The sequence below is a fragment of the Caulobacter radicis genome, assembly GCF_003094615.1.
Lineage (GTDB): Bacteria > Pseudomonadota > Alphaproteobacteria > Caulobacterales > Caulobacteraceae > Caulobacter > Caulobacter radicis.
In genome coordinates this window covers 113,851-131,382 of sequence record NZ_QDKO01000020.1, presented here as the reverse complement: position 1 = coordinate 131,382, position 17,532 = coordinate 113,851, and the positions used below count along the sequence as shown (strand labels likewise).

General features: G+C 68.6%; 17 protein-coding genes and 1 tRNA gene. 10 read left to right on the top strand and 8 right to left on the bottom strand.

Annotated features, from left to right (window positions below; genetic code table 11):
* Positions 1 to 859: 859 nt before the first annotated feature.
* The 4 genes from DDF62_RS12295 to DDF62_RS12280 all read right to left on the bottom strand — a co-directional run bounded on the left by DDF62_RS12295 (position 860) and on the right by DDF62_RS12280 (position 5,349).
* Positions 860 to 1,819, bottom strand: coding sequence for a FecR family protein (locus DDF62_RS12295; RefSeq protein ID WP_244286804.1), 960 nt, complete (start codon positions 1,817 to 1,819; stop codon positions 860 to 862).
* Positions 1,816 to 2,409: an RNA polymerase sigma factor gene (locus DDF62_RS12290; protein WP_116489377.1), complete on the bottom strand. Its 594-nt coding sequence runs from the start codon at positions 2,407 to 2,409 to the stop codon at positions 1,816 to 1,818. Before DDF62_RS12290 ends, DDF62_RS12295 begins: the two co-directional genes overlap by 4 nt.
* Positions 2,410 to 2,620: 211 nt before the next feature.
* Positions 2,621 to 4,129, bottom strand: coding sequence for a UdgX family uracil-DNA binding protein (locus DDF62_RS12285; RefSeq protein ID WP_116489376.1), 1,509 nt, complete (start codon positions 4,127 to 4,129; stop codon positions 2,621 to 2,623).
* Entirely contained in the window at positions 4,129 to 5,349 is a 1,221-nt protein-coding gene (locus DDF62_RS12280) for a putative DNA modification/repair radical SAM protein (protein WP_116489375.1), read from the bottom strand. Before DDF62_RS12280 ends, DDF62_RS12285 begins: the two co-directional genes overlap by 1 nt.
* 111 nt (positions 5,350 to 5,460) lie before the next feature.
* On the opposite strand from DDF62_RS12280, the gene DDF62_RS12275 reads away from it, so the two are divergent.
* The gene (locus DDF62_RS12275; protein ID WP_208866857.1) at positions 5,461 to 5,751 is read left to right on the top strand and encodes a hypothetical protein; all 291 of its coding nucleotides are present in this window, start codon (positions 5,461 to 5,463) and stop codon (positions 5,749 to 5,751) included.
* Here DDF62_RS12275 and DDF62_RS12270 read toward each other — a convergent pair.
* On the bottom strand, positions 5,748 to 6,650 hold the full coding sequence (locus DDF62_RS12270) for a LysR family transcriptional regulator (RefSeq protein ID WP_244286803.1): 903 nt from the start codon (positions 6,648 to 6,650) through the stop codon (positions 5,748 to 5,750). The genes DDF62_RS12275 and DDF62_RS12270 overlap by 4 nt on opposite strands.
* Before the next feature lie 112 nt (positions 6,651 to 6,762).
* Here DDF62_RS12270 and DDF62_RS12265 point away from each other — a divergent pair, with 112 nt between their 5' ends.
* The 7 genes from DDF62_RS12265 to DDF62_RS12240 all read left to right on the top strand — a co-directional run bounded on the left by DDF62_RS12265 (position 6,763) and on the right by DDF62_RS12240 (position 13,618).
* Positions 6,763 to 7,107 (top strand): antibiotic biosynthesis monooxygenase, encoded by a 345-nt coding sequence (locus DDF62_RS12265; protein ID WP_116489374.1) that lies wholly within the window; start codon positions 6,763 to 6,765, stop codon positions 7,105 to 7,107.
* Positions 7,104 to 8,279: an MFS transporter gene (locus DDF62_RS12260; protein WP_244286802.1), complete on the top strand. Its 1,176-nt coding sequence runs from the start codon at positions 7,104 to 7,106 to the stop codon at positions 8,277 to 8,279. Before DDF62_RS12265 ends, DDF62_RS12260 begins: the two co-directional genes overlap by 4 nt.
* A gap of 160 nt (positions 8,280 to 8,439) precedes the next feature.
* On the top strand, positions 8,440 to 9,378 hold the full coding sequence (locus tag DDF62_RS12255) for a DUF808 domain-containing protein (protein ID WP_116489373.1): 939 nt from the start codon (positions 8,440 to 8,442) through the stop codon (positions 9,376 to 9,378).
* 10 nt (positions 9,379 to 9,388) lie between these two features.
* Positions 9,389 to 10,768: a DUF6880 family protein gene (locus DDF62_RS12250; RefSeq protein WP_116489372.1), complete on the top strand. Its 1,380-nt coding sequence runs from the start codon at positions 9,389 to 9,391 to the stop codon at positions 10,766 to 10,768.
* A gap of 94 nt (positions 10,769 to 10,862) precedes the next feature.
* Positions 10,863 to 12,824 carry a putative bifunctional diguanylate cyclase/phosphodiesterase gene (locus tag DDF62_RS12245; protein WP_116489371.1) on the top strand — a complete coding sequence of 654 codons (1,962 nt, stop codon included), beginning with the start codon at positions 10,863 to 10,865 and terminating at the stop codon, positions 12,822 to 12,824.
* A gap of 138 nt (positions 12,825 to 12,962) precedes the next feature.
* The gene (locus DDF62_RS25595) at positions 12,963 to 13,100 is read left to right on the top strand and encodes a hypothetical protein (RefSeq protein WP_165832240.1); all 138 of its coding nucleotides are present in this window, start codon (positions 12,963 to 12,965) and stop codon (positions 13,098 to 13,100) included.
* A gap of 140 nt (positions 13,101 to 13,240) precedes the next feature.
* Positions 13,241 to 13,618, top strand: coding sequence for a hypothetical protein (locus DDF62_RS12240; RefSeq protein ID WP_116489370.1), 378 nt, complete (start codon positions 13,241 to 13,243; stop codon positions 13,616 to 13,618).
* A 46-nt stretch (positions 13,619 to 13,664) separates the two neighbouring features.
* Here the strand turns inward: DDF62_RS12240 and DDF62_RS12235 are convergent, their stop codons facing one another.
* From DDF62_RS12235 to DDF62_RS12225, 3 genes are all read right to left on the bottom strand, one after another.
* Positions 13,665 to 14,294 (bottom strand): NYN domain-containing protein, encoded by a 630-nt coding sequence (locus DDF62_RS12235; protein ID WP_116489369.1) that lies wholly within the window; start codon positions 14,292 to 14,294, stop codon positions 13,665 to 13,667.
* A 343-nt stretch (positions 14,295 to 14,637) separates the two neighbouring features.
* A tRNA-Leu gene (locus DDF62_RS12230) sits at positions 14,638 to 14,722 on the bottom strand.
* Positions 14,723 to 14,912: 190 nt separating this feature from the next.
* Positions 14,913 to 15,821 carry a LysR family transcriptional regulator gene (locus tag DDF62_RS12225; RefSeq protein ID WP_116489368.1) on the bottom strand — a complete coding sequence of 303 codons (909 nt, stop codon included), beginning with the start codon at positions 15,819 to 15,821 and terminating at the stop codon, positions 14,913 to 14,915.
* A 125-nt stretch (positions 15,822 to 15,946) separates the two neighbouring features.
* Here DDF62_RS12225 and DDF62_RS12220 point away from each other — a divergent pair, with 125 nt between their 5' ends.
* Together DDF62_RS12220 and wrbA are read left to right on the top strand one after the other, a co-directional pair.
* A complete protein-coding gene (locus DDF62_RS12220) occupies positions 15,947 to 16,645 on the top strand; it encodes a pirin family protein (RefSeq protein ID WP_116489367.1) in 699 nt (232 codons plus the stop codon).
* Positions 16,646 to 16,736: 91 nt separating this feature from the next.
* Complete coding sequence (gene wrbA, locus DDF62_RS12215; RefSeq protein WP_116489366.1) at positions 16,737 to 17,336, top strand: NAD(P)H:quinone oxidoreductase; 600 nt, start codon at positions 16,737 to 16,739, stop codon at positions 17,334 to 17,336.
* Positions 17,337 to 17,532: the final 196 nt, after the last annotated feature.

The window sequence follows — 17,532 nt, the reverse complement described above, 5'->3', positions numbered from 1 at the left end:
GGGGTGGTGGGCGATTTCGCAGTCACTCCCCCCACCGATCGCTGCGCGATCGCCTCCCCCATAGGGGGAGGTTCCTTGAGACACGGGTTCTTGGTCTCCCGCGTTTGCACGCGTTAGTTCGGGGAGGCGCGGAGCGGCCGGGCGGAGCCCGGGGACCGTGGGTTTGTTTAGCGTTTCGGCTTCGTCGACCGCTCCGCCGCGTCGTTATTCCGAAGGGCCGGAGGCGCGGGTGCTGTTTCAACCCTGGACCCGGCTGTCCCACGGACGGGCAGGACCAATAGCCCCGCGGTAATCCGGCGGCGGCCTCGGCTGATCCTGTTAGGCCGGTTTGAACGATCCCGGCCCTGTCGACCCGCTCGTTACGCCATGGACGGCTTGGCGGCCCAATCACGCCTCGTGAGCGCTCCTGCAAACCCGCCTTTTCCCACGACGCTCCGAGCGGCCCCGCTCGATGCGGTCCTCGCCACGCTTGGGCCGGTACCAAGAGCCCTCCCCATGGCGGGGACGGGTTTGATTATGACCCAGGGCTGGGCGCGTCTGATAAGTTTGGCTGAGAAAGTTGCAAGGGATTGGATTGGTTCAGGAGTTTTCGGCCAACGCCGGGGATCCACGCTGCTCTATCCCCTTCGGAGACTTCTCCCTTCCCCCCTTGATGGGGGAAGGGCCGGGGTTGGGGGTGGTTGCGGCGGTCAGGCTTGAAAGGACGTACGGGCTGAACGCGCGGCGTCACCCCCATCCCAACCCTTCCCCCATCGAGGGGGAAGGGCTTTGAGGCGCCGCGGCCGGCGCTTCGGCAGCTGAAAACGGCCCCCCTCCGTCGCCTTCGGCGACACCTCCCCCAGAGGGGGAGGATCTTCGGCTATCCCTTGCGGGCCAGGCGGATCACGCCGTCCTCGCCTTCGCTGGCCCGCACCGGGAAGGTGTGGGTGACGGCGGTGACGAAGGCCATGGGTTCGGTGCTCTGGAAATAGCCGGCCAGGCGCAGGTCGGCGATCGACGGGTCGGCGATGCGGACCTTGCGGCGGTTGTAGCGGTTGAACTCGGCCACGGCCTGGCTAAGCGACTGGCCGTTCAGGGCGATCGCGCCCTGGCGCCAGGCCAGGGCCCGCTCGATCTCGGCGTCCGACAGCGGCTGGGCGTGGCTGCCGGCCGGGCCGTAGACCATGGCCGTGCCGGCCGCGACCTTGGTTTCCTTGGCCGGGCCCTTGCCGTCGGGCTCGACCTCGACCGCGCCGCGACGCACGGTGACGGCGGCGTTCTCGGCGCCCAGGCGGACGGACAGTTCGCCGCCGGTGGTTTCGATGCGGGCGTCGCGGGCCTTGACCACGAAGGGGCGCTTGTCGGCGGCGGCCTCGAACAGGGCCTCGCCCTTGACCAGCTTCACCTCGCGCACGCCGCCGCGATAGCGCACCACGACCTTGCTGTCGGTGTTGAGCTCGATGCGGCTGTTGTCGGCCAGGACCACGACGCGGCGCTCGCCGATGTCGGTGGCGTAGGCGGTCGAGGCGGTGGCGGTCATCACGCCGGTTCCGACCACGCCGGATATGGCGGCGAGCGCGGCCATCAGCGTCCAGGGTGAGCGGCGGTCGAAGGCGTGGCGCGGGGCGTCTTGCGGCGCGAACAGGTCGGCGTCGGGTTTGGCAAGGCCCGGCTTGAAGGCGCGCAGGCGTTCGGTCCGCTCCCAGGCGGCGTGGGCGCGCTCGAACGCGGCCTCGTTCTCGAAGCTCTCGGCGCGCCAGGCCTCGAAGGCCGCGCGCGTATCAGCCGCGCAGGCGGGATCGGACAGCCGCACCGCCCATTCGGCGGCGGCCGCTCTCACCGCTTCGCGTCGCGATCCCGCTTCCCGGCCCATGAACGCCCTTCGTCGATACGCACTGCTTGGGTCGCGCCCGCGCGGCCCAGCTTTTCGGAACAATAGCGAAGCCCCTTGATCAGGTGCTTCTCCACCGTTGAGACGGACAGACCCATGCGGACCGCTATCTCGCCCGGCGACAGGCTATAAACTTTCCGAAGGGTGAATACACGCCGACATTGTGTCGGCAGTTCCGATATCGCCTCGCGAAGCTGGCGCAGCTCGTCGCGCGACACCAGCGTGGCTTCGGGGCCGGGCGTCTCGTCCATGCCGCCGATCAGCTCGAAGTCGGCGACGGCGGTGATGGTCAGCACCTTGCGGCGGCGCAGGCCGTCGAAGGCCACGTTGCGCAGGGTGCGCGAGGCGAAGGCGGCCGGATTGGTGATCTCGCGCCAGGTCTTGCAGGCGATCACGCGGGTGAAGGCGTCGTGGACCAGATCCTCCGGATCGGTCTCGCCGTCGCGGCAGAACTTGCGCGCATAGGCCAGAAGCCTCGGCTCCAGGGGCAGGATCTCCCTCCGGAACCAGGCGCGCCGCTCTTCGTCGTCTGCTGTCATCGCCCCTCTTCCCCGGCCGGGAACCAACCCCGGCAGCGCCGTCGTGGCAAGAGGCGATGGAGCGCCCCGGGCGGCGGGGAGGGCTTATGCGCCTCGTTCCGGCGCTGAGTATTACGAGGCGGGGCAAGGGATTGCGCGCGAACGGGCGTCGCCAAAAGATTGAGCAGAATTTTTGCGCGCAGCGCTCGCCGGGTGGGCGGCTTTGCTCGCTTCAGTCGATCAGTCTTGCAAGCTCGCCCGCAAGGCGCAGGTCGCCGACGAATTCGGCCCGGGCCCGCTCGCGCGCGTCGGCGTCGGGCAGCCGCAGCAGGAACGAGGGGTGGTAGGTGACGACCAGTTGCGCCTGGTCGGGCAACTGGAAGGGGCGGCCGCGGTTGTCGCCGACGGACGTGGCCTTGCCCGTCAACGCCATGGCCGCCGTCGCGCCCAGGGCCACGATCACCCGAGGGCGGACCAGCCGCCGCTCGGCGTCCAGCCACCAGCGGCAGGCCTGCACCTCGCCGCGATCGGGGGTCTTGTGGATGCGTCGCTTGCCGCGCGGCTCGTGCTTGAAATGCTTGACGGCGTTGGTGACGAAGGCGCGATCGCGCGGCGCGCCGGCCTCCTGCAGCGCCGCGTCGAACACCTGGCCGGCGGGGCCGACGAAGGGCAGGCCGGCCAGGTCTTCGTGGTCGCCGGGCTGCTCGCCGACGAACATCAGCGGCGCATGGGCCGCGCCCTGGCCCGGCACGGCCTGGGTGCAGTTGCGCCAGAGGTCGCAGCGGCGGCAGACCTGCACGGCGGCGGCCACCTCGTCGAGGCTGGTGGGCAGGTCGCCATTGTAGGATCCGTCGCGAGCGTGGCGCAGGGTGGCCTTCAGCACCCGGTCGGGCGGCGGCGAGGGCGCGGCGGCGACCATGGCGGCGGCGCGCGCCTGGGCGGTCTCGACCAGCTGCGGGATCAGCCGGGCCTCGGGCAGGTTGCGCCAGTACCGCTTGGGCATCTCCTGGCGCATCATCCTCTCGTTCAGCCGGGCGGGATTGAAGATCGAGGCGTAGTAGGTGCGCCAGAGCTCTTCCTGGGCGTCTTCGGAAGGGGCGTCGGCCGGATCGGCGCCTTCGGAGACCTTCAGGCTCGCGCCGTCCCACGCGACGCAGGCGTCGGGGGTCAGGATCGTCCAGGTCATGTTGGTGAAGCGGCGGGCGAAGAACGGGGCTGCTGCCTCGGTGACGCGATGGGCCGGCTCGAACCAGGCGGCGTACGTCTCCGGCTCGGTCTCGACGAGGCGAAAGCGCGCGAAGGCGTGCATCTTGTGGATCGCCCGGGCGACGGCCTTCTGCATGTCGTGGGCCCTGGCGACGTCGGGATCGGCGGGATTGTCGATCAGCCGGGGTTCGCGCTCCAGCCGCCACAGCAGCCGATAGAGCAGGGCGAAGCGCTCGCCGGAGCGGTGCAGGATCACGGAGCGCGCGAGGTCGACGAAGGCCGGCGGCACGGTGAAGCCCCTCCCCCTTGCGGGGAGGGGTGGAGGTGCTGGCGCCGTCGTGGAGGGCAGGCCAATGGCCAATTCTGAGCCGACACCCCCACCCCCTGCCCCCTCCCCGCAAGGGGGAGGGGAGAAGAGGTCGGGTTCCGTTGTCCAGATTACGGTGTCGGGCGCGACGCCCTCGGCGCGCAGCCGTCGGGCGGCGGCTCGCCAGCCGTCGAAGTCGATCTCCGACGAAAGCCGCACCACGCGCATCAGAACAGGCTCAGTTGGGCCGGTTCGACGAGGCGGGCCTTCAGGTGCTCGCCGTCGGTGACCGCGCCCGGCGTCCAGCCCTCGGCGACGACGAAGGCCCTGGCGCGTTTGACCACCGCGCCCACGCGCTTGAGGTCGTCGATGGTCAGGCGCGCCTGCCTGCGGGCTGCAAGGATGCGGTCGACGGCCTTGGCGCCCAGGCCCGGCACGCGCAGCAGGGTCTCGCGGTCGGCGGCGTTGACGTCGACGGGGAACCTGTCGCGGTTTCGCAGCGCCCACGCGGTCTTGGGATCGACCGACAGGTCGAGATCCTCGCCCTGTCCGATGATCTCGGGCTGGGCGAAACCGTAGAACCGCATCAGCCAGTCGGCCTGGTAGAGGCGGTGCTCGCGCAGCAGGGGCGGGCGGGCCGAGGGCAGGCGGTGGCTGGCGTCCGGGATCGGACTGAAGGCCGAGTAGTAGACCCGGCTGAGGCGATAGGCGCCGTAAAGCGAGGCGCTGCGGGCCAGGATGTCGCCGTCCTTGGCCGCGTCGGCCCCGACGATCAGCTGGGTCGACTGGCTGCGGGCGAAGCTCTTGCGGGGCGCCTTGCGGGCCGGTTCGGCCTTGTCCTCGATCGCCAGGCGCATGCGGCCCATGGCCCGCTTGATGTCGCCGACGTCCTTTTCCGGGGCCAGGGACTTCAGGCTGTCGTCGCGCGGCAGTTCGATGTTGATCGACACCCGGTCGGCATAGAGCCCGGCCTCGGACGCCAGTTCGGGCGAGGCTTCCGGGATGAGTTTCAGATGGATGTAGCCGCGGAAATCGTGCTCCAGCCGCAGGCTTTTGGCGATGCGGACCATCTCTTCCATCGTGTAGTCGCCGCTCTGGATCACCCCCGACGACAGGAACAGGCCCTCGATGTAGTTGCGCTTGTAGAAGTTGAGGGTGAGGTCGACGACTTCCTTCACCGAAAACCGCGCCCGGGGCGTGTTCGACGACACCCGGTTGATGCAGTAGGCGCAGTCGTAGATGCAGAAGTTGGTCAGCAGGATCTTCAGCAGGCTGATGCAGCGTCCGTCCGGCGCGTAGGCGTGGCAGATGCCCATGCCCTCGGTGGAGCCGACGCCCTTGCCGCCCACCGAGTCGCGTTTTTCGCCCCCCGAAGAGGCGCAGGAAGCGTCGTACTTGGCGGCGTCGGCGAGGATGGCGAGCTTGCGGCGGATATCGAGAACGGCCATCCACACAGACTATAGTTCTTCTTTTGTTCCGTCGAGTTCGTCGATGTCGCATCCGCCGCGGAACCGGGGCGAGGCCTCGCGCGATCCCTTTGCAGGCAATGGAGACCCGCCATGGCGCGCCGCAAGGAAGACTGGCCCTCGACGATGCTGGACGCCTGGGCCCTGGGCCTGGAGGCCTCGACCGTCATCGGCCTGCGGACCATGGTCCTGGCCGGCGGCGGGGCCAGGGCCCAGGCCGAGGCGGTGCGGATGACCACCGAGAAGATGGCCGCCGCCGCCGACATCGGCCTGAAGTTCTGGACCGGCGGCCTGCCCCAGGCGCCCGACGCGGCGACGCGGGCGGTGGTCAAGCACTATCGCGCCAAGGTGCGGGCCAACCGCAAGCGGCTGGGGCGGTCCTAGTCGGCGATCATCAGTTCCGACGCGAGAAAGTCGACCAGGGCGCGGACCTTGGGCGTCAACAGCCGGTTGGACGGCCAGACGACGCGGAACATCCCCGTGCTCTTCAGGAAGGGCTCCAGCACGCAGACCAGGGCGCCCGAGGCCAACTGCGCGCGCACCGAGAACAGCGGGACGCAGGTGACGCCCTGTCCCTGTTCGGCGAGATAGATCAGGGGCTCCAGCGTGCTGGCGGTCACGGCCGTGGGCAGGCCGTCGCCGACGAAGACCTCGTCGCGATACAGCGGCCAGCGTTCCAGCTTGCCGGTGGAGGGGTAGCGGTGCTGGAGGCAGGCGTGGCTGGCGAGATCCTCGGGCGCCTGGGGCGTTCCATGGCGTTCGAAGTAGCTGGGAGCGCCCACCACCCGGTGCTCGAACGAGCCGAGCGAGCGGGTCATCAGGCGGGAATCGGAGACCTCGCCCGTGCGGACGACGGCGTCGAAGCCCTCCTCGATGACGTCGACGATGCGGTCGGTGAAATCCAGGTCGAGCTCGATCTCGGGATAGGCCCGCATGAACGCCGACAGGGTGGGCATCAGCAGCATGCCGACCAGCGGGAAGCTGACGCGCAGGCGGCCGCGCGGCGCTTCCCGCGAGGCCGAAAGCTCGCCCGTCAGCGCATCGATCTCGGCGAAGATCCGCCGGCAGCGGTCCAGCAGCAGGCCGCCCTCGGCGGTCAGCGCCACCGAGCGGGTGCTGCGGTGGAAGAGGCGCGTTCCAAGCTGGGCTTCCAGCCGCGCAATGGCCTTGCCGACCGCCGAGGGCGAGACGCCGAGGCGGCCGGCGGCGGCGGTGAAACTGCGGGTTTCGGTGACCCGAACGAAGACGTTCAGCGCGCCCAGGCTGTCCATGGCGATATCCATTGCGGACTTGGACGTCCGAATTGAATGAAGGTGTGGCCTGTTTTTCGCTGATTGTCGCGCGGCCAGTGTCCGGGGCGCGGCCGATCGGGCCGCTTTCTTCGGACACTCCGTCATGCTCACGCCCGCCTTCAGCGCCGCGCCCACGCCGACCGTCTTCATCGTCAACGTCATCCATGCCCGGCCAGGCCTGCAGGACGAGGCCTTCGCCATCATCCAGGACGTGGTCCGCCTGGCCTCGGGCAAGCCGGGCTTCCTGTGGAGCAACCTGGCCAAGAGCACCGACGGCCTGACGGTGGTGAACATCGAGGCCATCGCCGACGAAGGCAATGTCGGCGAGTTCTTCTCCGATCCCGTGTTCGTCGAGAAGTTCCGCCGCCTGGACGAGGTCTCCAGCAGCGAGTTCCATACCTATCGCGTCACCGACCTGATCCTGCCGAGCCTGGAGCAGGCCTCGTGAGCGAGGCGGTGATGGAAGGGCCCAGGGCGGGGTTGCCGCTGTGGAGCCTTTCGGCCCTGGCGACGGCGGGGTTCCTGACCATCCTGACCGAGGCCCTGCCCGCGGGACTGCTGCCCGAGATCAGCGCGGATCTGGCGGTGTCGCAGGCCATGGCCGGCCAGCTGGTGACGGCCTATGCGCTGGGCTCGCTGGTCGCGGCCATTCCGCTGACGGCGGCCACCGGGACATGGCGCCGGCGCCCGCTGCTGATGCTGGCGGTCGGCGGCTTTCTGGTGACCAACGCCGTGACGGCCCTGTCGCACAGCTATGTCCTGACGCTGGCGGCGCGCCTGGCCTCGGGCGTGTTCGCCGGACTGGTCTGGGCGCTGCTGGCCGGCTATGCGGGCCGCATGGCGCCGGAGCACCTGCGCGGCCGGGCCATAGCGGTGGCCATGGTCGGCACGCCGCTGGCCCTGGCGATCGGCATTCCGGCCGGGACCCTGCTGGGCTCGGTGATCGGCTGGCGCGCGGTGTTCATGATCATGAGCGGGCTCAGTCTTCTGCTCGTCGGCTGGGTGGCCTGGGGCGTTCCCGACTTTCCCGGGCAGGCCGACGCGCGGGGAAAGACCTTGAAGCAGGTCATCGCCCTGCCGGGCCTCAAGACCATACTGGCCGTGACCCTGGCCTTCGTCCTGGCCCACAACGTGCTCTACACCTACATCGCGCCGCTGTTGCAGAGGGCGGGGCTGGGCGATCGCGTGGACGCGGGTCTGCTGCTGTTCGGCGTCGTGGCGCTGGGCGGCATCTGGGTGGTGGGCGCGCAGGTCGATCGCCGCCTGAGAGGTCTGACGCTGGCCAGCATCGGGCTGTTTCTGGCGGCGGCGCTGGCGCTGGGCGTGTTCGGCGCAAAGCCCTGGCTGGTCCTGGCGGCGATCGCCGTCTGGGGGGCGGCCTTCGGCGGCGCGGCCACCCTGTTCCAGACGGCGTCGGCTCGCGTCGCTGGGGAAGCGACCGATGTCGCCCAGTCGATGATCGTCACCGTCTGGAACCTGGCGATCGCCTGCGGCGGCGTGATCGGCGGCCTGATCCTGCGAGAGCAGGGGCCAGAGGGCCTGCCATGGAGCGGCGTCGTGCTGCTGGCGGCCGCCTGGGTCCTGGTGAAGTCCGATCGGCGCGCGGGCTTTGGGGACTAGGCAGGGGGCAACGCCCTGGGCCGGGACGAGGCAACGGGGGCTTGGGGTGGGCGTTCCTCCCCCGATCGCCGTCCGCGCTCTTTACCCGCGCTCGGCGAGCCCTTACGCAGGGCGCTCTTCCCGGCCGCGTGGGGCGGCCGAATCCACGCAAGGTCCTTTCATGCCCTCGGGTCTCGTCGCGCTTCTGGATGACGTCGCCGGCATCGCCAAGATCGCCGCCGCCTCGGTCGACGACATCGGCGCCGCCGCCGGCAAGGCGGGGACCAAGGCCGTGGGCGTGGTCGTCGACGACGCCGCTGTGACCCCGGGCTACGCCATGGGCTTCACGCCCGACCGCGAGCTGCCGATCGTCGCCAAGATCGCCGTCGGCTCGCTGCGCAACAAGCTCTTGTTCCTGCTGCCCGGCGCGCTGGCGCTCAGCGCCTTCGCGCCCTGGGCGGTGACGCCGATCCTGATGCTGGGCGGCGCCTATCTGGCCTTCGAGGCCACCGAGAAGATCATCGAGATGTTCGTCCCCCACGGGGACGAGGTCGCGACCGACGAACTGGCGCTGAGCGGGCCGGAACTGGAAAAGCAGAAGGTCGCCGGCGCCATCCGCACCGACCTGATCCTGTCGGCCGAGATCATGGCCATCGCCCTGGCCGACGTCAGCGACAAGCCGCTGGCGATCCAGGCCGCCGCCCTGGCCCTGGTCGGGGTGGTGATCACCATCCTGGTCTATGGCGTCGTCGCCCTGATCGTGAAGATGGACGACATCGGCCTGCACATGGCCAAGAGCCCGCGCGCGCCCACCCAGAAGTTCGGCCGCGGCCTGGTCAAGGCCATGCCGGTGGCCATGAGCAGCCTGGCCTATATCGGCACCGCGGCCATGCTGTGGGTCGGCGGCGGCATCATCGTCCACGGCCTGCACCACTTCCACCTGACGCCGATCCCGGCCTGGGTGGAGGGCGCCTCGCACTTCGCCGGCCAGGTTCCGGGGGTCGGCGCGGTCACCGGCTGGCTGGCCACCGCGATCGGCTCGGCCATCGTCGGCCTGATCGTCGGCGGCGTCATCGCCGGCGTGCTGCACTTCATTCCGCGCAAGAAGGCGGCGCACTAGGAGAGGGCGGTTGGCCGAACCCAAGCCCAAGGCCGTCAAGAAGGCCGCGCCGCGCAAGTCGGTCAACGCGGCCAATCTCGCGCATCTGGGCCCCGAGGCCCTGGCGGCGCTGCTGATCGAGGTCGCCGATGGGCATGCCTCGATCAAGCGCCGCCTGAAGCTGGCCCTGCTGGGCGAGGTGGGCGCGGCTGACCTCGCCGCCGAGATCGACAAGCGCATCGACGCCATCGCCGGCAGCGGCGCGCGCATCAACTGGCGCAAGTTCAAGGACTTCGTCCGCGACCTGGACGCCCACCGGGCGGCCGCCGGCGGCAAGCTGGGCGAGCTGGATCCCAACATCGCCGTGCCGGTGCTGGTGCGGCTGGTGCGGGTTTCCGAAGACCTGGAAGGGCGGATCAAGGATCCCAAGGGCGAGCTGCAGGCCGTGTTCGACCAGGCCGTCGCCGACGTCGCCCGCCTGTCGCCCAAGGCCCTGACGCTGGACAGCCGCTACCTGGCCGATGCGCTGCTGGCCTTCGTCGAAAGCGCCTCGACCAAGCTGTCGGTGGATTTGCTGCGCGCCGCCGCGCCGGCCCTGGCCGACGACGCCGTGGCCGTGCTGCGCGGCAAGGTGCGCGAACGCCTGGCGGCCCAGCGCCGTCCCGACCCGCGCCTGCGCGCCGCCGCCCAGGTGCTGGCCGACCTGGAAGGCGACGTCGAGGGCTTCGCGGGCCTGTTCACCGCCTCGCAGCAGGTGCTGCCGCCGATCGGGGCCCAGATCGCCCGGCGCTACTTGGCCGTCGGCCAGGTGGCCCAGGCCCTGGCCGCGCTCGATCGATCGGCCCCCGGACCGAGCCTGGCCGAACAGGCCGATGTCGGCGCCGTCGCCTGGAGCGAGGCCCGCATCGCCGCGCTCGAGGCCGCCGGCGAGACCCTGGAGGCCCAGGCCATGCGCTGGGCGAGCTTCAAGGCCACCCTTTCGGTCGAGGCCCTGCGCGCCTTCCTCAAGGGCCTGCCAGATTTCGAGGACGTCGAGGCCGAGGAGCAGGCCCTGGTCTACGCCCAGACCTATCCCGACCCGTACAAGGCCCTGGCCTTCCTGACCGCGTGGCCGTCGGCGATCGAGGCGTCTCGGCTGGTGATGGAGCGCGGCCCGGCCCTGCACGGCGACCGGCCCGAGGTGCTGGAGCCGGCCGCGCGGCTGCTGGAGCACCGCTATCCGCTGGCCGCCACCGTGCTGCTGCGGGCCATGGTCGACGACGTGGTGCGCTTTGGCCGCGCCGATCGCTACGCCGACGCCAACCGCTGGCTGCTGGAGGCCGAGTCGCTGGTTCCCGGCCTGCCGGACGACGCGGCCATCGACGACCACGCCGTCTGGGCGCGGCGGGTGGCGGGTTACCGGCGGCTGTAGCCGCGACATCGCGCCACACCGGGCGCAAGTGGCTGATCATCAAGCCTTAAAGATGCGGGGCGCACGACGGAGCGACAATCAACGCGACCGCTCGATGCTCCGATTCCCCTGGCCAAGACCCGTCCCGTCGACCCCCGAGCTGCTGAGGGCCCAGGTGCGCGCCTTCTCGCGCCAGGTGCCGATGATGTACGCCCTGGTGCTGGTCAACACGATCGCTCTGTCGGCCACCCACCTGCACAGCTCGCCGCCGGTGCTGACCTTGGGCTTCCCTGGGCTGCTGGCGGTGGTCAGCCTGGCGCGGCTGGTGATCTGGTGGCGGGCGCGCCGGACGGCGATCGACACGGCCGGGGCCGAGCGCCTGCTGCGCCAGACCATGGTGTTCGCCGGCATTCTGGGCGCGGGCTTCACGCTGTGGGCGTTCAGCCTGTTTCCCTATGGCGACGCCTTCGCCCAGGCGCACGTCGTGTTCTACATGGCCATCACGGCCATCGGCTGCGTCTTCTGCCTGATGCACATGCGGGCGGCGGCTTTCCTGCTGACCGGCATCGTCGTGGGGCCGATCACCGTCTTCCTGATCGCCAGCGGCAAGCCGGTGCTGGCGGCGATCGGCTTCAACATGGCCCTGGTGGCGGTGACCATGCTGGTCATCCTGCTGATCGCCTATCGCGACTTCTCGCGGCTGGTGGAATCGCGGCGCGGCCTGGAGGAGCGCCAGGCCGAGATCCAGAGCCTCAGCGACGACTACCTGCGCCTGGCCAATCTGGACGTCCTGACCGGCCTGCCCAACCGTCGCCAGTTCTTCGCCCGGCTGCAAAGGGTGACCGACGCGGCGGCCGCCTCGGGCGCGCGCTTCGCCGTCGGGGTCATCGACCTGGACGGCTTCAAGCCGGTCAACGACGCCTATGGCCACGCGGTGGGCGACAAGGTGCTGGTCGAGGCCGGCGACCGCCTGAGCCGCGATCACGGCCAGCCGCTGTTCGTGGCCCGGCTGGGCGGCGACGAGTACGGCCTGATCATCGAGGCCGACCTCGACGCCGACGCCCTGCAAGCCCTGGGCGCGGAGCTTTGCGCGGCCCTGCGCGAGCCCTACTGCTTTCCCGGCGTCACCGCCCAGGTCTCCGGCTCGGTGGGCTTCGCCGTCTATCCGAGCGCGGCCGCGGCGCCGAACCTGCTCTACGAGCGCGCCGACTACGCGCTCTATCACGCCAAGCAGAACGTGCGCGGCGCGGCGGTGGTGTTCTCGGCCGACCACGAGACGGCGATCAAGGCCTCGGGCCTGATCGAGCAGGCCCTGCGCCATGCCGACATGGACGCCGAGTTCAGCCTGGCCTTCCAGCCGCTGGTCGACATCAGGAGCGAACGCACCGTCGGCTTCGAGGCCCTGGCCCGCTGGACCAGCCCGACCCTGGGCGTGGTGTCGCCCGGCGACTTCGTGCCGGTGGCCGAGCGTTCGGGCCTGATCGCGGCCATGTCGCCGGTGCTGCTGTCCTGGGCGCTGAAGGCGGCGGCGACCTGGCCCGACGACGTGCGGCTGTCGTTCAACCTGTCGGTCCGCGACATCGCCTCGCCCGAGCAGATCGCCCGCATCGTGGCGATCATCGAAGAGAGCGGCGTCGCCCCCGAGCGGATCGACCTGGAGATCACCGAGACGGCGGTCATGCGCGACTTCGACCAGGCCGCCCGCTCGCTGGCCACCCTGAAGGCGCTGGGCGTGCGGATCGCTCTGGACGACTTCGGGGCCGGCTATTCCAGCCTCAGCTACGTGCACCGCCTGCCGATCGACAAGCTGAAGATCGACGGCAGCTTCATGCGCGGCCTGCAGGCGGCCGACAAGCGCCGGGCCATCGTCAAGACTATCCTCGACCTCTGCCGCAACCTGGGCCTCGACTGCGTGGTCGAGGGCGTCGAGGCTCCGGAACAACTGGTGCTGCTGCAGCCGCTGGGCTGCCGCGTGGTGCAGGGCTTCCTGTTCGCCCGGCCGATGCCGCTGGAGGCGGTGGCCGCGTACCTGGCGGCCGAGCGGGGCGAGGGCGTCGCGCTGAGGTCGGCGGGGTAGGGTTATGTTTGACCCTCTCTCGAAGAGAGAGGGATTCTAGACCTAACGCCGATCGACGAAATCGTACCCGTTTTCCCAAACTGAGTGGCGCCGTCCGCGAACCTGTGATTGCATCGTCAAAAAACAGGGTGGAAACAAATGCAGATGGCTCAATGGCCGGCGCTGATCGTATTGGCGCTCAGCGTCATCGTGTGGGGCGGCATCATTCTCTATCGTGGAAGACGGGACGGCCCGCAGACGGCCGAGGAAGATCTCGACCCGCTTTCGGGCGACTGAGACGCCCGTCGCTTCCGGCGAACAGATCCGAGGATTTCAGCCGGCGCGAGCCTTGCCAGGGCAGGGCTCGCGTCTTGGCGTGCGTGAGGAGGCGCTTGCGAATCCTGGCGTCGGCCGGCGGCCTCGCCTAGCTTGCGGCCATGACCACGACGCCGCTTTCCGCTCTCAAGCCCATCGTCCTGACCAATGAGGCCGGGGTCGCCTTCCTGCGGCGGCACCCGGCGACTCGCGAGGTGGCGACCAGCGACTCGGGCAACGGCCTCTTGCAGGCGGCCCTGCATTTCGTCGACGCCATGGAGCCGCCGCCGGCGGATGACTGGGTCATGCCCAATGCCGGCGTGCCGGAGGACCGAGAGCACGACCTGAGTTTCGAGAACGACGGCCACGCGCCGCCCTATGGGTTCTGGATCACCCATCCCGACGTGCTGGCCTGGACCACGGAGATGACCAAGGACGATCGGCCCGACTGGTGGGTCAGGGTCTGGCTGAAGGAGGCTTTGCCGCTGCTGAGACCGTGAAACGGAAGTAGGCGCTGTTGTTTGGCTAGCGATGGCTACGCGTCGGTTACCTGTAATCGGCGGGGTCGATACACGCGTCGTATTCTTCGCGGCTCAGCTTGATCCACTGTGTGCCGTTAATGCCGCGAGCATTAGTCGTGCCAGGACCAACCGGATAAGCGCACGCAACCTCAACGGCTCGATCAAATTGTCTTGCGATCTTTTTCACTTCGTCAGTCGCCTCTGAAAGGTCTTGGTCCTGAGTGAATAGCACCGCTACGTCGTATTCTGCGTCGAGCGCGCATCTGATCACATCAATTGCTATTCGGACATCGACACCTTTTTCCTCGCCAACGGTAGTCTCGATCTCTGACCCGTCCTTCAGCTTAATCGTCTTTTTGCGGTAGCGGAGCGGACGGCTAAATTTCTTCACCCCTTGGCGACTAATGGCGAGCAGTTTTTTCTGCCAAAAATTCGCCCAAAATGGATCATCCTCCGCTTTGGGGTAGCCCGTGTAAAAACGAACCTGTTTCAAAAGCCAGCCATGCTTTTCGCAGACCAAGCGGGCCAACTTGAGCGGATCGTAATTAGGGTGCGTGCAGGAATAGGCCTCGCGGGCGCAATGATAAAGATTCTGACCGTCAATAAAAACGATCGCACGTTTCTTTGCGGGAGCGTCAGCGACCTGAAGTGTCATCGCTGAAAATAAAACCCCTCCGGGGCCTTTCGGCAAGTCCGGAGGGGAGCAATTAGCGCACCAGATATGGTGTGCCGGTTGATTAAGTGTCAACTCATTATGGCTGCATCAAGGAAAATCCCGCAGCGCATCGAAAATCTTGTCGTCACCCCCTCGAAGGAGGCAGGTGAGGGAGCGGCGCATAGAACATCGACGGGGCCATCATGCGCCGGGTGTGCGCTAGAAATTCAGCGATAACCGCGAATAGTCCTCGAAATGAAAGCGGGCTGCAATCGTAGCTAAATGCGCAAGTTCGGCCTGCATGCTACGCCGGAACTGTCGTCAAAGCCCTTTTCAGATAAGGTGGTGCGGGCGGTCGGGGTCGAACCGACACTCCTTTCGGAACCGGATTTTGAGTCCGGCGCGTCTACCAGTTTCACCACGCCCGCGCTGCGCGTTCGGCGTTGGGGCCGAAGCGGAGGACGGCTTTCCTAGCAGCGGTCGCCAGCGAGCGCCAGAGGCGTTTGTCGTGCGTGGTCCTCGTCCTTCGACAAGCTCAGGATGAGGACCAGTTCACCGGCCTTGCGGTAGAAAACCTCACCCTGAGCTTGTCGAAGGGCGAGGTTTTCGGTCCCGAACTCATCCCAGCCACGGCGCCTTGGCCAGCCGTTCGGCCAGGAACTCCATCAGCACGCGCACGCGCGCGGGGCGGATCGGGTTGGGCGGGGTGACCAGGTGCATGGCGATGGCCGGCGGGGTCCAGTCGGCCAGCACCTGCTCCAGCCGGCCAGCGGCGACGTCGTGCCAGGCCATGAAGTCGGGCTGCATGGCCAGCGCCTGGCCGTCCAGCAGCAGGGCGCGGAAGACGTCGGCGTTGTTGGCCCGTAAGGGAGCGGGCACGCTGATGGCGTACTGGCCGTGGGTCTTGTGCTCGAACCGCCAGGCGTCGCGCGAGCGGCCGCCGGTGTAGAAGAGGGCGCGGTGGCGGGCGAGATCCTTGGGGTGCTCTGGCCGGCCATGCTTGTCGAAATAGGCCGGCGAGCCGACCAGCATCACCCGCACCGGGCACAGCCGCCGGGCCAGCAGGCTCGAATCCTCCAGCGCCGAGATCCGCAAGGCCAGGTCGAAGCCGTCCTCGACGATGTCGATCAGCTGGTCCGACAGCGAAAGCTCGACCGACACCTCCGGATAGAGGGCGAAGAAGTCCGACAGGGCAGGGCCCAGGTGGGCGATCCCGAACGACATCGGCGCGGCCATCCGCACCAGTCCCCTGGGCGTCGCCGACTGGGCCGAGGCCTCCAGTTCCAGGCTCTCGCCGTCGGCCAGCAGGCGGCTGGCGGCCTCCAGCGAGCTCTGGCCGCTGTCGGTCAGCGACAGCCGGCGCGAGGTGCGGTGGAAGAGGGTGGCGCCCAGCCGCTGCTCGAGGCGTGAGACGGCCTTGGACACCGTGGCGTTCGACAGGCCCAGGTCCTTGGCGGCCCGGGCGAAAGAGCCGGTCTCGGCCACCTTGGCGAACACGGCCCAGGCCTCGAAGTCGGGAAGTTTCATGATGTCGTTTTTGGAAATGGTTTCTTTCGACCATTTCTATTTCGGATCAAGCGATCTGTCTCCATCTTCCTCGTCAACGGAGAGGCCAACACGGCCAGCCACACAAGACACTCCAGGAGATCGACATGATCGAAGTTCGCAAGTTCGACAGCCTGGGCGGCGCCAATCACGGTTGGCTCGACGCCAAGCACCACTTCTCGTTCGCCGGCTACCATGATCCCAAGCGCGTCCACTGGGGTGCCCTGCGGGTCTGGAACGACGACACCATCGCCGCCGGCACGGGCTTCCCGCCGCACCCGCACAACGACATGGAGATCATCACCTATGTCCGCGAGGGCGCGATCACCCACCAGGACAGCCTGGGCAACAAGGGCCGCACCGAAGCGGGCGACGTGCAGGTGATGAGCGCCGGCACCGGCATCCGTCACTCGGAATACAACCTCGAGCCGGGCGTGACCAAGATCTTCCAGATCTGGATCATTCCGGACCGCGGCGGCGAACCGCCCGCCTGGGGCGCCAAGCCTTTCCCGAAGGGCGACCGTTCCGGCAAGTTCGTGGCCCTGGCCAGCGGCTTCTCGGATGACACCGACGCCCTGCCGATCCGCACCGACGCCCGCGTCCTGGGCGCGACGCTGAAGGCCGGCGAGGAAACCGAGTACGCGCTGGGCGCCGGCCGCCATGCCTACCTGGTGCCTTCGACGGGCTCGATCGAAGTCAACGGCGTCAAGGTCGACACCCGCGACGGCGCGGCGATCGCCAACGAGAACACCATTCGCGTCAAGGCCCTGGCCGACGCCGAACTCGTCCTGGTCGACGCCGCTTAAGAAAAGCGTCGCGACATTCCTTCAAGACGCGGCTGTCGCAGCCGCGTCTTTTCCTCCCCAACCTCAAAGAAGACTTCTCTAGGAGACTCTCATGGCCAAGGTTCTGGTCCTCTATTATTCGTCGTACGGCCACATCGAGACGATGGCCAAGGCCATCGCCGAAGGCGCTCGCAGCACCGGCGCCACCGTCGACATCAAGCGCGTTCCGGAGACCGTGCCGGAAGAGATCGCCAAGGGCGCTCACTTCAAGCTGGACCAGGAAGCGCCGATCGCCACCGTCGCCGAACTGGCCGACTACGACGCCATCATCGTCGGCACCGGCACGCGGTTTGGCCGCATGAGCTCGCAGATGGCCGCGTTCCTCGACCAGGCCGGCGGCCTGTGGGCCCGCGGCGCGCTGAACGGCAAGGTCGGCGGCGCCTTCGTCTCGACCGCCAGCCAGCACGGCGGCCAGGAAACCACCCTGTTCTCGATCATCACCAACCTGCTGCACTTCGGCATGACGATCATCGGCCTGCCCTATAGCCACCAGGGCCAGATGAACAATGACGAGATCGTCGGCGGCGCGCCCTACGGCGCCACCACGGTCGCCGGCGGCGACGGCAGCCGCCAGCCGACCCAGATCGACCTGGACGGCGCCCGCCACCAGGGCGAGCTGATCGCCGCCGCGGCCATCAAGCTGCACGGCTAAGTCTGGCGCGTGGTCCTCGTCCTTCGACAAGCTCAGGATGAGGACCATGGCCAAGGCCGAGCCTTCGAGATCCTCACCCTGAGCCCGTCGAAGGGCGAGGGTCTCGCTCAAGACCCGGCCGGGTTCCTCCCCCCACGACCCGGCCCACCAGCCGCGTCGCGCTTCATCCTCCCCCCAAGGAAGCGCGGCGCGGCTT

Bases quoted from the DNA above. Each gene is read 5' to 3' on its own strand.
- DDF62_RS12290 (WP_116489377.1), bottom strand. From the start codon at position 2,409: ATGACAGCAGACGACGAAGAGCGGCGCGCCTGGTTCCGGAGGGAGATC.
- DDF62_RS12285 (WP_116489376.1), bottom strand. From the start codon at position 4,129: ATGCGCGTGGTGCGGCTTTCGTCGGAGATCGACTTCGACGGCTGGCGA.
- DDF62_RS12280 (WP_116489375.1), bottom strand. From the start codon at position 5,349: ATGGCCGTTCTCGATATCCGCCGCAAGCTCGCCATCCTCGCCGACGCC.
- DDF62_RS12275 (WP_208866857.1), top strand. From the start codon at position 5,461: ATGGCGCGCCGCAAGGAAGACTGGCCCTCGACGATGCTGGACGCCTGG.
- DDF62_RS12270 (WP_244286803.1), bottom strand. From the start codon at position 6,650: ATGGATATCGCCATGGACAGCCTGGGCGCGCTGAACGTCTTCGTTCGG.
- DDF62_RS12265 (WP_116489374.1), top strand. From the start codon at position 6,763: ATGCTCACGCCCGCCTTCAGCGCCGCGCCCACGCCGACCGTCTTCATC.
- DDF62_RS12255 (WP_116489373.1), top strand. From the start codon at position 8,440: ATGCCCTCGGGTCTCGTCGCGCTTCTGGATGACGTCGCCGGCATCGCC.
- DDF62_RS12245 (WP_116489371.1), top strand. From the start codon at position 10,863: ATGCTCCGATTCCCCTGGCCAAGACCCGTCCCGTCGACCCCCGAGCTG.
- DDF62_RS25595 (WP_165832240.1), top strand. From the start codon at position 12,963: ATGCAGATGGCTCAATGGCCGGCGCTGATCGTATTGGCGCTCAGCGTC.
- DDF62_RS12240 (WP_116489370.1), top strand. From the start codon at position 13,241: ATGACCACGACGCCGCTTTCCGCTCTCAAGCCCATCGTCCTGACCAAT.
- DDF62_RS12235 (WP_116489369.1), bottom strand. From the start codon at position 14,294: ATGACACTTCAGGTCGCTGACGCTCCCGCAAAGAAACGTGCGATCGTT.
- DDF62_RS12225 (WP_116489368.1), bottom strand. From the start codon at position 15,821: ATGAAACTTCCCGACTTCGAGGCCTGGGCCGTGTTCGCCAAGGTGGCC.
- DDF62_RS12220 (WP_116489367.1), top strand. From the start codon at position 15,947: ATGATCGAAGTTCGCAAGTTCGACAGCCTGGGCGGCGCCAATCACGGT.
- wrbA (WP_116489366.1), top strand. From the start codon at position 16,737: ATGGCCAAGGTTCTGGTCCTCTATTATTCGTCGTACGGCCACATCGAG.